19 protein-coding genes are annotated in these 14,140 nt (G+C 53.1%); 10 read left to right on the plus strand and 9 right to left on the minus strand.

Annotated features, from left to right (window positions below):
- From ACZ25G_RS00055 to ACZ25G_RS00065, 3 genes are all read right to left on the minus strand, one after another.
- The coding region (locus tag ACZ25G_RS00055; protein ID WP_463681114.1) for a putative RNA methyltransferase at positions 1–205 on the minus strand (205 nt) is incomplete at its 3' end.
- On the minus strand, positions 144–839 hold the full coding sequence (sfsA, locus tag ACZ25G_RS00060; RefSeq protein WP_463681115.1) for a DNA/RNA nuclease SfsA: 696 nt from the start codon (positions 837–839) through the stop codon (positions 144–146). The genes ACZ25G_RS00055 and sfsA, both read right to left, overlap by 62 nt.
- On the minus strand, positions 836–1,237 hold the full coding sequence (locus ACZ25G_RS00065) for a C-GCAxxG-C-C family (seleno)protein (protein ID WP_191482014.1): 402 nt from the start codon (positions 1,235–1,237) through the stop codon (positions 836–838). The genes sfsA and ACZ25G_RS00065 overlap by 4 nt, the downstream gene beginning before the upstream one ends.
- Before the next feature lie 300 nt (positions 1,238–1,537).
- On the opposite strand from ACZ25G_RS00065, the gene ACZ25G_RS00070 reads away from it, so the two are divergent.
- The 7 genes from ACZ25G_RS00070 (at position 1,538) to ACZ25G_RS00100 (ending at position 7,132) form a co-directional block, all read left to right on the plus strand.
- The gene (locus ACZ25G_RS00070) at positions 1,538–2,029 is read left to right on the plus strand and encodes a GNAT family N-acetyltransferase (RefSeq protein ID WP_191482015.1); all 492 of its coding nucleotides are present in this window, start codon (positions 1,538–1,540) and stop codon (positions 2,027–2,029) included.
- An 18-nt stretch (positions 2,030–2,047) separates the two neighbouring features.
- Positions 2,048–3,235 (plus strand): enoyl-ACP reductase FabV, encoded by a 1,188-nt coding sequence (gene fabV / locus ACZ25G_RS00075; protein ID WP_463681116.1) that lies wholly within the window; start codon positions 2,048–2,050, stop codon positions 3,233–3,235.
- A 139-nt stretch (positions 3,236–3,374) separates the two neighbouring features.
- The gene (locus tag ACZ25G_RS00080) at positions 3,375–3,539 is read left to right on the plus strand and encodes a hypothetical protein (protein ID WP_191482017.1); all 165 of its coding nucleotides are present in this window, start codon (positions 3,375–3,377) and stop codon (positions 3,537–3,539) included.
- Positions 3,540–3,718: 179 nt separating this feature from the next.
- The gene (locus tag ACZ25G_RS00085) at positions 3,719–4,966 is read left to right on the plus strand and encodes a competence/damage-inducible protein A (RefSeq protein WP_463681117.1); all 1,248 of its coding nucleotides are present in this window, start codon (positions 3,719–3,721) and stop codon (positions 4,964–4,966) included.
- Positions 4,966–5,928, plus strand: coding sequence for a tRNA modification radical SAM protein MnmL/YtqA (gene mnmL, locus ACZ25G_RS00090; RefSeq protein WP_463681118.1), 963 nt, complete (start codon positions 4,966–4,968; stop codon positions 5,926–5,928). Before ACZ25G_RS00085 ends, mnmL begins: the two co-directional genes overlap by 1 nt.
- Before the next feature lie 59 nt (positions 5,929–5,987).
- Positions 5,988–6,539, plus strand: coding sequence for a tRNA 5-(aminomethyl)-2-thiouridylate-methyltransferase MnmM (gene mnmM, locus ACZ25G_RS00095; RefSeq protein ID WP_463681119.1), 552 nt, complete (start codon positions 5,988–5,990; stop codon positions 6,537–6,539).
- 95 nt (positions 6,540–6,634) lie between these two features.
- Entirely contained in the window at positions 6,635–7,132 is a 498-nt protein-coding gene (locus ACZ25G_RS00100) for a GNAT family N-acetyltransferase (RefSeq protein ID WP_191482021.1), read from the plus strand.
- 38 nt (positions 7,133–7,170) lie between these two features.
- Here the strand turns inward: ACZ25G_RS00100 and ACZ25G_RS00105 are convergent, their stop codons facing one another.
- The 3 genes from ACZ25G_RS00105 to ACZ25G_RS00115 form a co-directional block, all read right to left on the minus strand.
- Complete coding sequence (locus tag ACZ25G_RS00105; RefSeq protein ID WP_191482022.1) at positions 7,171–7,647, minus strand: peptidylprolyl isomerase; 477 nt, start codon at positions 7,645–7,647, stop codon at positions 7,171–7,173.
- A 75-nt stretch (positions 7,648–7,722) separates the two neighbouring features.
- The gene (locus ACZ25G_RS00110; RefSeq protein WP_191482023.1) at positions 7,723–7,983 is read right to left on the minus strand and encodes a thioredoxin family protein; all 261 of its coding nucleotides are present in this window, start codon (positions 7,981–7,983) and stop codon (positions 7,723–7,725) included.
- An 18-nt stretch (positions 7,984–8,001) separates the two neighbouring features.
- The gene (locus ACZ25G_RS00115; RefSeq protein ID WP_463681120.1) at positions 8,002–8,523 is read right to left on the minus strand and encodes a prolyl-tRNA synthetase associated domain-containing protein; all 522 of its coding nucleotides are present in this window, start codon (positions 8,521–8,523) and stop codon (positions 8,002–8,004) included.
- Positions 8,524–8,819: 296 nt separating this feature from the next.
- On the opposite strand from ACZ25G_RS00115, the gene ACZ25G_RS00120 reads away from it, so the two are divergent.
- Entirely contained in the window at positions 8,820–9,239 is a 420-nt protein-coding gene (locus ACZ25G_RS00120; RefSeq protein WP_463681121.1) for a PPC domain-containing DNA-binding protein, read from the plus strand.
- Positions 9,240–9,283: 44 nt separating this feature from the next.
- Here the strand turns inward: ACZ25G_RS00120 and ACZ25G_RS00125 are convergent, their stop codons facing one another.
- The 3 genes from ACZ25G_RS00125 to ACZ25G_RS00135 all read right to left on the minus strand — a co-directional run bounded on the left by ACZ25G_RS00125 (position 9,284) and on the right by ACZ25G_RS00135 (position 11,825).
- Complete coding sequence (locus ACZ25G_RS00125; RefSeq protein WP_463681122.1) at positions 9,284–10,663, minus strand: YibE/F family protein; 1,380 nt, start codon at positions 10,661–10,663, stop codon at positions 9,284–9,286.
- A gap of 192 nt (positions 10,664–10,855) precedes the next feature.
- Positions 10,856–11,392, minus strand: a complete 537-nt coding sequence (rbr, locus tag ACZ25G_RS00130; protein ID WP_191482027.1) for a rubrerythrin — start codon at positions 11,390–11,392, stop codon at positions 10,856–10,858.
- Positions 11,393–11,414: 22 nt separating this feature from the next.
- Complete coding sequence (locus tag ACZ25G_RS00135; protein ID WP_191482028.1) at positions 11,415–11,825, minus strand: transcriptional repressor; 411 nt, start codon at positions 11,823–11,825, stop codon at positions 11,415–11,417.
- Between the two features lie 182 nt (positions 11,826–12,007).
- On the opposite strand from ACZ25G_RS00135, the gene ACZ25G_RS00140 reads away from it, so the two are divergent.
- Both ACZ25G_RS00140 and ACZ25G_RS00145 read left to right on the plus strand, forming a co-directional pair.
- The gene (locus ACZ25G_RS00140) at positions 12,008–12,580 is read left to right on the plus strand and encodes a dihydrofolate reductase family protein (protein ID WP_463681123.1); all 573 of its coding nucleotides are present in this window, start codon (positions 12,008–12,010) and stop codon (positions 12,578–12,580) included.
- Positions 12,550–13,920, plus strand: a complete 1,371-nt coding sequence (locus tag ACZ25G_RS00145) for a CCA tRNA nucleotidyltransferase (protein ID WP_463681124.1) — start codon at positions 12,550–12,552, stop codon at positions 13,918–13,920. Before ACZ25G_RS00140 ends, ACZ25G_RS00145 begins: the two co-directional genes overlap by 31 nt.
- Positions 13,921–14,140: the final 220 nt, after the last annotated feature.

The following is a 14,140-nucleotide window of genomic DNA, read 5'->3' on the forward strand; positions in this document are numbered from 1 at the left end:
GGCGGCCGGAAAGGATCAGGTTGCAGTATCCTTCCCGGGACAGATCAAAACTGTGTCCTTTTTTGCAGCGATAGCTTTTCTGCTGCAAAAACAGCGGCTCCCCGCAGACCGGACAGCGAAGGGATGTCATGTTCCTTCCTCCCTCAAAGCTTGATGGGGACCCTCTGTCCCAAAACGATTTCCTCCGGGGAAACCTGGCAATCATAGGCAAGCAGGCGGACTTCTTCGCCTGCCGCCTGCCGCAGTGCCTGACCAAAGGCGGGATGAGTTCGGTCGTTAGGGGCAAAGAAACGGGCGGGAGACAGCTGGATGACAAAGACAGCATAGGCGAGATACCCTTCCTTGGCGGCATCCACCAGCTCCCGGAGATGCTTGACCCCCCGTTCGGTGGGGGCGTCAGGGAAATAGACGGCGCCGTCCTCCTCCAGGGTGACCCCCTTCACCTCCACAAAAGCAGACTGCTCAGGCCCTTCCAGATAGAAATCGAAACGGGAGTCCCTATAGACAGTTTCCGGCCGGATCAAGGACAGAGGGCCTGGTAGGCCGGGAAGCTGTCCCCCGGCGGAGAGCCACTCCCCCAGCACCTTGTTAGGCGCCTGGGAATCCATGTTGATGAGCAGCCCTGCTTTGTCCACCGCGATGAGGGAAAATGGGGTTTTGCGGTGGGGATTCCGGCTTTTTTCCAGATATACTGTAACGCCGGGGATCAGCAGCTCCCGGCATCTTCCCGTATTTTTGACATGGGCTACAACCCGCTCTCCACACTTCGTTTCACAATAGGCGATAAACCGGTTGGGACGTTCTAAAAAGCGTGCTGGTATGATCTCTCCGTATCTCACTGGGCGTCGTCCTCACACTCCAGGAGGATGCGGAAAACAGGCTCCACCACACCAAAGCAGAGGCTTGTGTCGTTAAAATACTTCGGTTTTAGGTCACAGCACATATCCGTGCCCATCTCCTGACGCACCCTGTCGATAAATCGGGTGACATGCTCCTTGAGTTCCGGACATCCGTGGGCATCAGTCTGGATATAGCGGGCGCTGATAGCGGCAATTCCGCCGGAGATCGCGCCGCAGACACTGCCGCACTGCATGCCGCCGCAGAATCCTCCAATGAGGTGGAAGGATTTTTCGTCAAGTCCTAAATTCCATAGGTCGTTTGCCGCATAGAGCACTGCCTCTGAACAGGTCAGCCCTCGATCCAGATAGTATTGTTTTACGGTTTCAAGCTGTGTCATGATACGCTCCCTCCCGCCGCTTGCCGCGGCTGCATTTTTTTGCAAATGGCATTCACACCATCTGCAGGTGATAAAAGCTTATACAATATTATAGCATAAAACCGCAAAAGGAGGGGATGCTTCCTGATTTTTGTCCAACGGGAGTAAAATTGTCTGAATCCAAACAATGAAGCCGTGAGTTTAAAGGACAATCCTGGGATTTCGCCTGAATTTTCGTCAAGAAAACTGTGCAACTACACAGAAATGTGTTAGAATATGGTTTGGAAAAAAAGAAACAATACACCAAGGAGTGTGTAAGGAATGCAAATCCGTCTGAAAACTGTAACGAATGAGAATGATATTGCCCTCGCCGCCCAGCTGGCCCGGGAAATCTGGCATGAGCATTATGACGCCCTGCTTGGTTCGGCCCAGGTGGACTATATGCTCTCCCATTTTCAAAGCGAAACCGCTATCAAGGAGCAGATTGGCAAAGGCACCGTCTATCTGCTGGCCTATTGGGATGACGAGCCGGCAGGCTACTGCGCTTACCGGCCGGAGGAGGAGCGGATGTTCCTTTCAAAAATTTACGTTAAGAACGACCTGCGGGGCCGGGGGATCGGCAAGGCTTTCTTTGACTACGTAGAAGGCCAATCCAACGGCAAAAAATCGGTATATCTGACCGTCAACAAACACAATGACCATTCCATCGCCGTCTATAAAAGGGTAGGCTTTTCCGTCGCAGACCAGGTCAAGACAGATATCGGCGAGGGCTACTACATGGACGACTATATTATGGAAAAGGCTCTGGCCTAACAGCAAAGGAGTTTCACTATGATCATCGAACCGAAAATCAGAGGCTTTATCTGCACCACCTCCCATCCAGTGGGCTGTGAAGAAAATGTCCGCCGGCAGATCGCCTATGTCAAAAAACAGGGGAAAACCAATGGCCCTAAAAAGGTGCTGGTCATCGGCGCCTCGGCAGGCTATGGCCTTTCTTCCCGGATTGAAGCGGCTTTTGGCTGCGGCGCCGCCACCATCGGCGTCATCTTTGACAAGCCTGCCAGCGGCAAGCGTACCGGCACCGCAGGCTGGTACAACACCGCCGCCTTCGAAAAATGCGCCGCGGAGAACGGCCTTTATGCCAAAACCATCAACGGGGATGCCTTTTCTAAAGAGGTGAAGGAAGAAACCATTGCCCTGATCCGGAAGGATCTGGGACAGGTGGATATGGTGGTCTATTCCCTGGCAGCACCTCGGCGGGCTATGGAGGATGGCACCGTCTATTCTTCTGTGCTCAAAACGACAGGGGAAGCTTATACCAACAAGACCATTGATCTGAAAACCCGCACCATTTCTGACGTGACCATTGAACCGGCCACCGAGGAGGAAATCCACAATACCGTCAAGGTCATGGGCGGCGAGGACTGGGAGGATTGGATCCGTGCCCTGCGCGGCGCGGGCGTTTTGGCCCAGGGCGCCATTACCCTGGCCTATTCCTACATCGGGCCCCAGCTGACCCATCCCATGTACTATGACGGCTCCATCGGCGCCGCCAAACAGCATCTCTATGAAACAGCCCGCCGCCTGACAGCAAGCGACCTGGACGTGCGTGCCTATGTGTCGGTCAATAAGGCCCTGGTCACCCAGTCCAGCGCCGCTATCCCCATTGTGCCGCTGTATATTTCGATCCTCTACAAAATCATGAAGAAAGCCGGTACCCACGAGGGATGCATCCAACAGATGGAACGTCTTTTCCGGGAAAAGCTCTTTGGAAGCCAGGGTCCTGTGGTAGACGAAAACCAGCTGGTCCGGATGGACGACTGGGAGATGCGGGAGGAAATCCAGCAGGAGGTGGCCCAGGACTGGGAGTCCGTGGACACCGCTACAGTACAGTCTCTCTGCGACATCGACGGCTATTGGGAGGATTTCTACCAGATTTTCGGCTTTGCCGTCCCTGGGGTGGATTATGATGCTGATGTGGAAATCCAGGTGGACATTCCCAGCATTTCTGCCCAGTAACCTGATAATCTCCACCTTTTGCAACACAAAGGCGCAGGAAAAAATTTTTTCTGCGCCTTCTTTCAGTCAAGGTTATTTTCTGCCAGATGGGGGACATGATAAGCCTTGTGCCGTCCCCCATACAAGGGAAAGGTGAAAAATGGAAAGCATTACTTATACCGTCCGTCGCATTGACGGGGATTATGCCATCCTTGTCAGTGATGACGGCATTGAAAATACCGTAGCCCGGGCCCTGCTCCCCTTGGAGACAGATGAGGGGATGCGTCTTTTGTGGGAAAATTTCGTCTATACTTTGATCGACTGACCTAGTGGGATCTCCGGGCTCTAACTGCAAAAAGTTATATCATGTGAATGGTCACACAATCTTTCACCGTCCCTCGCCCGGCTCTATAGAGTATCTGGCGATGGATGGCGCGACTTCTCTTTTTGCATGAGGTTTTAGTTCTATGAATACCGCTTAAAGCGGCGGAAGGGAGGATTCTTATGAAAGCAGAAATTTTATGCGTGGGAACGGAACTGCTGCTGGGCGACATTGTCAACACCAATGCCGCCTATATTGCGAAGGAGCTGGCCAACCTAGGCATTGATGTTTATAACCAGGCGGTGGTTGGGGATAACCCTGATCGGCTCAAAGAGTCGCTGGAGCAGGCCTTCCAGCGCAATGATATTGTGGTGATGACCGGAGGGTTAGGGCCCACCTACGACGACCTCACCAAGGAGACGGTGGCCCAGCTCTTTGGCAAAAAGATGGTCCTGCATCAGGAGTCTTTAGAGCGGATTGAACGCTTTTTCAAATATTACAACCGGGTCATGACCGAAAACAACCGTAAGCAGGCCTTTATGCCGGAGGGCGCTACTGTATTCCCCAACGATAATGGCACGGCGCCTGGGCTGGCAGTGGAAAAGGACGGAAAAATCGCCATTCTCCTTCCCGGGCCGCCCAGAGAAATGATCCCTATGTTTAGCAGCTCGGTGGTGCCTTATCTCCAACAGTTTTCCGGCAGCACCCTGTATTCTTCCAACATCCATCTCTTCGGCATCGGCGAGTCTCAGGTAGAAACCATCCTCCGGGAGATGATGGTTTCCCACCGCAACCCCACCATTGCCCCCTATGCCAAGGAGGGAGAGGTCCGGCTCCGGGTAACCGCCAGCGCCAAGACCAAAGAAGAAGCCAAAGAGATGGTCCTCCCTGTGGTGGAACAGATCCGGGATATCCTGGAAAAATATATCTACGGCATCGACGTGGGAAATCTGCAGACCGCCTTGGTCCAAAAGCTGACAGAAAAGAAAAAGAAGGTGGCCTGCGCAGAAAGCTGTACCGGCGGATATATCTCCAAACGGCTGACGGAAGTCCCAGGGGCTTCCCTGGTCTTTGACTGCGGGGTTTGCTCCTACGCCAACGAGATCAAGGAGCGGGTACTGGGTGTTTCCCATGACACCCTGGCCGCCCACGGCGCCGTTTCCAGAGAGACTGCCATGGAGATGGCTCAGGGAGTACGGCTCCTTTCCGGCGCCGACATCGGCGTCTCCACCACCGGTATCGCGGGCCCCGGCGGCGGTTCAGAGGAAAAGCCGGTAGGGCTTGTCTATGTCGGTGTTTCCACCCCTTCCAGCTGTGAGGCTTTCGAGCTCCACCTGAGCCGGGGCTACAGGGAGGAGCGGGAGTACATCCGCTATCTGGCGGCCTCCCATGCCCTCTATCAGTGCCTGAAGGCACTGGAAACCCTCTGATGGTAAGGCAGGAAAACCCCTTTCCCTATTCTCTGGACAACAAGCGCTATCACACCTATAACTACGAGCTGCAAAAGGTCTTTGGGGGAAAGGTGTGCAAGATATCCTTAAACGCGGGCTTCACCTGCCCCAACATTGACGGAACCCGGGGCATTGGGGGCTGCACCTACTGCTCTAGCGCTGGCAGCGGTGACTTCGGGGGAAACCCAAAGGAGAGTATTCCGGAACAGTTTGAGAAAATCCGGGCCATGCTCTCTCAAAAATGGCCCCACTGCCGGTATATCCCCTATTTCCAAGCCCATACCAACACCTATGGCCCTCTGCCCTTGCTCCGGCGGCTCTTTGAGGAAGCCCTTTCCCTCCCCGGCGTGGTCGGTCTTTCCATCTCCACCCGGCCGGACTGCATCTCAGAGGAGACGGCGCGGTATCTGGGGGAGCTGGCCCAGCGCACCTATCTAACGGTGGAGCTGGGGCTGCAAACCATCCACGATGAAACGGCCCGGCGGATCAACCGATGCCATACCTACAAAGAATTTTTGGAGGGCTACTCCCTGCTGCGGGAACAAAATGTACCGGTGGTGGTCCACCTGATCGACGGCCTTCCCGGAGAAGACCGGGCCATGATGCTGGAAACGGCGAAAGCTGTCTCAGAACTGGATCTTTACGGGGTGAAGCTTCACCTGCTCCATCTGCTTCGAGGCACCAAAATGGCCCGGGAATACGAGGCGAAGCCCTTCCCTCTCCTTTCCCTGGAGGAATATGTGGATATTGTCTGTTCCCAGCTAGAACTGTTTCCTCCCCAATTTGTCATGGGGCGGCTCACCGGAGACGGCGCCAAAGAGGATTTGATCGGCCCTCTGTGGAGTCTCAAAAAATTTGTGGTCCTCAACGAAATCGATAAGGAACTTCTCCGGCGGAATAGCTGGCAGGGAAAAGGGCGAAAAACAATACCAAAAGTATAAATCAGTAAAAATAATACGAAAATTCAGAAAAAATACTCCCTGTGAAAGGAGGAATAGCATTGGAATCCATACTGGAGACAGCCAAAAAGCTGATCAGCGGCTCTATCCGGGAAGACAGCATTGTAGCGGACTTCACCATGGGCAACGGCCACGACACCCTGTTTTTGGCGGGCCTTGTGCCGAAAGGAAAGGTCTATGCCTTTGATATCCAGCCCCAGGCGCTGGAAAATACCCGCGCGCTCCTGACACAGGAAGGAATGGAAGACCGGGTCACGCTGATTTTAGAAAGCCATGAGCTTGCCAACCGGCATATCCCCTGCCCCATCGACGCTGGGATGTTCAACCTGGGCTATCTTCCCTACGGCGATCATGCGGTAACCACCCAGCTTTCCACCACCAAGCTGGCGGTGGAGCGGGCCGTTGCCATGCTTTCCCCTAAGGGGTGCCTGCTCATCGTGGTCTATCCGGGGCATCCGGAAGGGGCCAGAGAAGGCGAATATCTCACCCAATATGCGGCGGGACTGGACAAAAAACGCTATGACGCTCTCCTTCACCGGCTCATCAATGTGCCGGAATGCCCCTTTATCCTGGCCATTTGGCGGAGAAAATAATTACATATAGTATAATTCAATAGAAATATATCAAAAATCAGAATTTTGGGCAGATGATGGCCGAATTCTGTAGAAATGACAGGTGGGAAGGAATCATGGATCTTACATTGCGGCAGTTTGAAGAAAAAGATTTGCCCCAGATGACCGAAATTTGGAACGAAATTGTGATAGAGGGCATCAGCTTTCCCGGCGCAGAACCTCTCTCCCTTCAGGAGGCCGGGGAGATGTTCGCCTCCCAAACCCGCACCGTCTGCGCCCTCAACGGGGAGGAAGTCGTAGGCCTTTACATCCTTCATCCCAACAATATAGGCCGGTGCGGGCATATTGCCAACGCTTCCTATGGGGTCAAGCAGGGACATCGGGGGGAGGGCATCGGGGAAAAGCTGGTGCTTCATTCTCTGAACTCGCTGGAGGAGTGCGGTTTCCGGGGACTGCAGTTTAACGCTGTCGTGGCGACCAATCACAGGGCCATCGCCCTCTATGAGCGGCTGGGATTTGTCCGGGTGGGTGTGATCCCCGGCGGCTATCATCTGAAAAACGGCCAGTATGAGGATATCATCATCTTCTATCACGGCCTTCCGGAAAAGGCGTAATAAAAAACAAGGGCCATCATACGATGGCCCTTGTTTTTTTATTCTTCGTCCACTGTGATCTTGGCAATTCTTTGGGGCTCCACCGGCTTATCCCGGAAGTCCACATCTACGCAAGCGATCTCATCCACTACATCCATGCCCTCGACTACTTTGCCAAAAGCGGCGTACTGGCCGTCCAGATGGGGGGCGTCCTCATGCATGATAAAGAACTGAGAACCAGCCGAGTTGGGATCCTGCGCCCGGGCCATAGAAATAACGCCTCGGGTATGCTTGATGGGGTTGTCCACCCCGTTGGCGGCAAACTCTCCTTTGATGTGATAGCCGGGGCCGCCCATACCGGTTCCCTGGGGGCAGCCGCCCTGGATCATAAAGCCCTGGATGACACGGTGGAAAATCAATCCGTCATAAAAGCCCTCCTTGGCGAGCTTGACAAAGTTTTCCACCGTAATCGGTGCTTTGTCGGGATAAAGTTCCAGCTTGATTTCCTTGCCGTTTTCCATTTGAATTGTGACCATCTGTTTCTCTCCTCTTGTTTTTTGTCATTTGATATTATTTTTCCACAGATAACCTGTTTTTGTTGCCGTAACCCATTATTTGAGAGCCTGGCGATAAACCTCCTCCACCTTTTCCAGGGTGGGCACGCCCTCATGGATTTTGACGTCGTCAACAAAATAGGTAGGAACATACCAGTAATTGTAGCCTTTGATCTTTTCCGGTTCCTTAGATTCCTCGATGACCTCGATGTCCACGGCACGGTATTCCTCGTGCTCCCTGCAAAGCCTTTCCATCATCGAAAAGGCCTGATGGCAATAGGGACAGTCATCCAGAATCATCATCTTCACCTTTTTCACGGCAATCCTCCTTTGGCGTCAGCCCTCTGTCTGCCCAGTAATTTCTAGAATCTGGGGGATGTGACCGGTGTGCCGGAGGAAAATCTCCCGGAAATCCTTGGTATCCATGGCCACGCTCTGGGTATTGACGCAGGGGTGGACACAGATCCTGCCATGGCCGAGCACATCCTGGTCGATGAGCAGCTGGATCCCATGGTCCTTGTCATGGATCAGCCCCATGGGACTAATCGCGCCAGGGCGCAGCCCCAAAAGCTCGTAGAGCTTTTCCTCATTGCCAAAGCTCAGCCGGGATCGCCCAATCTTCTTGGAAACCTCCGCCGTCCGAAACCTCTTGTCCCCTTCAATGAGCAGTAGGAAATATTCCGTGCCCTGACGGGTCTGCAAAAACAGGTTCTTACAGACAGGGGCCCCCAGAGCCTTTTCAATGGCTTTGCAGTCCTCCATGGTCTGCACCGGCGGATGTTCCATCCGCTCATAGGAAATTCCTAAGCTGTCCAATACCTCATATACACTCTGTGCGTTGCACTTTTCTAACTGCATACTGCATCCTTTCTCCAGATCTTCTCCGCTAGGGCGGAGCCCTACCATCGGATTTCATTTTGTTCCTCTATAAAAATACCCAATTTTCCCGCTTTTTGTCAAGAGTCTTCGGATCTTCTTCCCACCTGTCGGGGAGCCATCAGCGCTGCGGGCCAGCTTTTTTTATCTTACCCCCAAAACAAGGGAGTCACACCATCATACCGGTGTTTTTCTCCCTCCCTGGATTTCTCTTGCCAACCGTGCTATAATGAAGGCATACAAAAACCAGCGTTTATTTGCGGGAAAGGGTGTGTATCATGGTCTATCGTGTATTCGGCGACACCATCGCGGTGCGTCTGGAAAAGGGCGAGGAGGTTTGCGCCGCCCTCAAGGAGGTCTGCGCCAAAGAAAAGGTCCAGGCCGGTTCTATCGTCGGCCTTGGTGCTGCCAACCACGCCGTTGTCGGCGTATTTGACACCAAGGAAAAGAAATTCTATCCCAACGAGCTTTCCGGTGTGCTGGAAATCACCTCGATCGTGGGCAATGTTTCTGAAATGAATGGGGAGGTCTATCTCCATATCCACGCCACCTTTGGCGACCAAGCAGGCCATGTCTTCGGCGGCCATCTCAATGAGGCGACCATCAGCGCCACCGGGGAAATCCTTATCCATACGGTAAACGGTCACATTGGCCGCTTCCATTCCGATGAAATCGGATTAAATCTCCTCGATTTATAGGCGATCATGATCTAAAAAGGCAGCCGCAAATTCGGCTGCCTTTTTTATTTTTCTTTCTCCTTGTTCCCCATGATCTCCTGAAAGCGGGACCAATCCCCTTGTGGGGATTCCGAGTGCTTTTCCTCCGTTGTTGCCTCCTCTAGGGATGGCGCGGCAGTCGCCAGGGCTATAGGCTCTTGCTCCATAGAAGATGTGTTCTGCTGTAGAACCTCCCCTGCCCCAGCAGGATGGCTGGATAACCGGTGGCGGCGCTTTCTCCAGTGGACCCCTTCCGTGTGGAGAAGGGCCGTGACAATGGCCGTAATGGGAATGGTGAAGAGGATACCAATACTGCCCGCCATGGCTTTGAGTATCTCTACAGAAATTAGCTCTCCATTGAGGATGAGGGATAAATCCTTACCGGAGACTGTAATCAGCATGATGGTGGAAAGGCTTCCTCCCGCATAGGCCAAAATCAGCGTATTGGCCATGGTGCCCATAACATCCCGGCCCACCTTCATACCGGATTTGATAATCTGGCGAAAGCCCAGCTCCGGCACCTTAGAGATCAGCTCTTCCAGGGCCGAGGCGATGTCCATAGAAACGTCCATAACAGCTCCCAGGGCGCCGATGATGATCTCGGCAAAAATCAGCCCCCGGAAGTCGAAGCTAGCGTTTTCGGTGATGGTGGTTAACAGCAGGCTTTGCTCCTCTACCATACCCGTCAGCTTCAAGATATACTCCATGCTGTAGGAGACCACTCCCGCCACCAAGACGCCACCGATACAGCCCAGCGCGCTGGCCGCCGTTTTAAAGGTAAAGCCATTGCAGATAAGCAGTGTCATAAAGATGATATAAATACACACAAGAATCGAGACCGGCATGGGGTTGTACCCGTTGAGGATGGCCGGCACAAAGACGATAAACACCGCCAGGCAGGTAAATGCCAGCGAAATGATGGTGTTCACTCCCTTCTTCCTGCCAAAAATCAGCAGTAAGAGGAGGAATCCTCCCACCAATAGATACAGGGGCGTTGTCCTCACATAATCCCCCGCTGTCCCCGTCAGGCTGCCATCCTCTCCCCGGTTGACGGTGACATAGATCTCGTCCCCCTCCTGAACCGGTATGGAAGACGGAATCATATTCTCGTCGATGGACTGGCGGATGGTGGCAATTTCCCCCTGGAATTCCCCGTCCAGTATCTCGGCCTTAAAATAACAGATCCACTGATATACCGCCTGTCCCCCCAGGTCGGTTTCCACCAGATCTTCTGCCATGATCTCGGTGATTCTCGCCTTATTCTGGGTATTCGGGGTGGGCAGGGTGCCGGCGCCGTTATCTCCACCCGAAACCGCCCATTGATATCCCAGATAGAGAATTACCGCTGATATGGCAATGACCAGCCAATAGAGGATGATCCTTTTTAGCTTGGTTGTAGATTTCAATGGAGAGTCTCATCCTTTCTCTTCCGCCATTTCTGCCGGATTTTGTCCAAATACAGCGTCTATTATAATACAAATCTCCTCCCCTGGAAAGAAAAGTGGAAAAATATTCATATTCAGAAAAGGACAAAGCGGACAGCAAAACCGCTGTCCGCTTTGTCCTTATGAAAAAGGTATATAAATAGGAATTGTCGATTAATAGTTTTTGTTGACCAGCTCAAAATAAGCCTGGGGATGGTTGCAGACCGGACATACGCCAGGGGCCTCGGTGCCTTCATGGATATGGCCGCAGTTACCGCACTTCCAATAGACCTTGCCGTCTTTCTTAAAGACTTTGTTCTCCTCGACGTTTTTGAGCAGATCCAGATACCGCTCCTCGTGATGCTTCTCGATCTTGCCAACAGACTCAAAAAGGAACGCGATCTGATCGAATCCCTCTTCTTTGGCCTCTTTGGCAAAGGTGGCGTACATATCGGTCCACTCATAGTTCTCGCCAGCTGCGGCAGCCTTTAGGTTTTCTGCGGTGGAACCGATGCCATCCAGCAGTTTAAACCAAATTTTTGCATGCTCTTTTTCGTTGTTGGCGGTTTCTTCAAACAGGTTCGCGATCTGTACAAAGCCGTCTTTTCTTGCTTTGCTTGCAAAATAGGTGTATTTGTTTCTTGCCTGGGATTCCCCTGCAAAAGCAGTCATCAGGTTGGCTTCGGTTTTTGATCCTTTTAAGTTCATCATCGTTCCTTCTTTCTGTCAAAATTTATCTAACGGCACTATTGCCGTCTTGATCTGGTGTTTTCTGGGCGCAGCCTTTACAGATGCCGCTGAAGAGGATGCTGTGGGAATCCACCTGATGGCCGGTTTCCCGTTCGACCTCCCGATCGATTTCCTGTGGAAAATCTATACTGACATCAAAGACCCTGCCGCAGTGCTTACAATAAAAGTGATAATGGGGAGTGATGTTGCCGTCAAAACGGTCAGGCATCCCTGGCACATGAAGCTTATTAATGGTACCGATCTCACTGAGCAGGTTTAAATTGCGGTATACAGTCCCTAAGCTCAGGTTCGGATGATCTTTTTTAAGCCTTTGATAGATAAAGTCCGCTGTGGGATGGACGTCGTCCTCTCTGACAGCTTCGAGTATCAACTCCCTCTGACGGGAATATTTCATGTCAGGCTCCTCTCTTAATAGTAATAATTATTAGTTCTGTTATTATATTATCAGAACTTCTCCTCCCTGTCAAGGATATTTTGAAAGTTTTCTAGGGAACAGCCTCATAATGATTCCACGGGAACACGGATACCCAAAGCCCAGGAAATATAGTAAAATAAAAAGGACAAAGGGGGATCTCCATGAGAAAAGTTATACTCTATCTTGCCATGAGCCTGGACGGTTTTATCGCCGATTCCCTGGGCGGGGTGCAGTGGTTGGAAGCTCAAGCTCCCGACGCCGGGGAGGCCGAAAGTTACTCTCAGTTAATGCAGAATATTGATACTGTGCTCATGGGATGGAACACCTACCATCAAGTTATTACCGAGCTCTCTCCTGGACAGTGGCCATATCAGGGATTGACCAGCTATGTCTTTACCCATCAAAAGATGCCCTCCACATCAGAAGTTAGGTTTGTTGCCCAGGATCCGGCCATACTGGTAGAACAGCTGCGGCGGGAGGAGGGAAAGGATATCTGGATCTGCGGCGGCGCCAATCTTGCCCAGCAGCTCATCTGGGAAGATGCTATCGACATTTTCCATCTCACCCTGATCCCCACCATTCTGGGCAGCGGCGTCCGCCTCTTTGGGGCGCTGGAAGAAAGGCGCGCATGCAAGCTCATCAGCACACAAGAGTGTCACGGCATGGTGGAACTGATTTATGAACGTCGTGGGAGGTTAGGTCAATGGAAAAGAGAAGAAGAGAACATGCAATGAAGATTCATCTGCCTTCTGCTGTGGAAAGCGCTCTTTCCCTGCTCACCTCCCAGGGCTTTGCCGCCTATGCTGTAGGAGGATGCGTTCGGGATTCCCTGCTGGGAAAGGAGCCCCATGACTGGGACATCACCACTGCCGCCCGGCCAGAGGACATGCTGGCTATATTTGAAGGCTTTCCCCTGGTGCCTACCGGCCTCAAACACGGCACCCTAACTGTACACATAGACGGGATGCCCATTGAAATCACCACCTTCCGGGTGGATGGTGGCTATTCCGACCACCGGCATCCTGACGCTGTCCGGTTTTCTCCTCATTTGGCCGATGACCTCTCCCGCCGGGATTTCACCGTCAATGCCATGGCCTATCATCCTCAGGCAGGACTGGTGGACTTTTTCGGAGGCCGGGAGGATCTCCGACTGGGGCTTATCCGCTGTGTAGGCGATCCCCGGCGTCGCTTTTCTGAGGATGCCTTGCGCATTCTCAGAGCCCTGCGTTTTTCTTCAGCGCTGGGATTTTCTATTGAGGACGCCACCGCTGCCGCCCTCCATGAGTTAAGAGGACTGCTGAAGGCCATCTCCGCCGAGCGGGTCCGGGAAGAGCTGCTCCGGCTCATCACCGGGGAAAACTGTCTGTCCGTCCTCCTTACCTCCCCCGACATACTGGGAGTTTGGGTCCCGGAACTTTTGCCCTGTGTCGGCCTTGACCAGCACAATCCCCACCATGATTTTGACCTATATACCCATATGGCCAGGGCTGTCTCCTTCATCCGGCCCACCCAATCCCTGCGGATGGCCATACTGCTTCATGATATCGGCAAGCCTCGCTGTTTCACCCGGTCAGAGGATGGGGTGGGACACGCCTTTGGACATGAGGAAATCTCCGCCCAGATGGCCGATACCATTCTGCGCAATCTCCGCTTTTCTACCGCCCAGCGGGAACAGATTGTCTCCCTCATCCGCCATCACGGCCTGGACATCCCGACGGAGGCCAAAACAGTCCGGCGCTGGCTTTCCCGGCTGGGGGAGGAAGGCTTTTTCGATATTCTGGACATCCGCCGGGCGGATATCCGGGCCCAGCGCCGGAACCCCGATCCGGATCGTCTTGCTCACATCGATGCTCTGGAAGATTGCGCCAGAAAGCAGCTGCAAGAAAGGCCCTGCCTCTCCCTTCGTGACCTCGCCGTAGGCGGACGGGATCTGATGGCTTTAGGCCTTCCAGCTGGGCCTCAGCTGGGCGGCATTTTAAAAGAGCTGCTCTCCGCCGTCATCGACGGGGAACTACCCAACCAGAAAGAAGCCCTGCTGCTGCGGGCTCACGCCCTTTGGAAACAGGGCTCCTAAGACCTTCTTGTTTTCCCTGGGCCCCTATGTTAAAATCCCCTCAAAGGAGATGAGCCAAATGGAATTTATCCTTCGTCCCTGGACGATGGAAGATGTCGACAGTGTATACCTTTATGCCAACAATGAGAAAATTGCGGCCAACCTGCGGGATGTCTTCCCCTTTCCCTATGCTTATGACGATGCCCGGCAGTTTGTCCTCTCCTGCATCCAGGCCGGCGAG

It is taken from the genome of Zongyangia sp. (assembly GCF_965361945.1).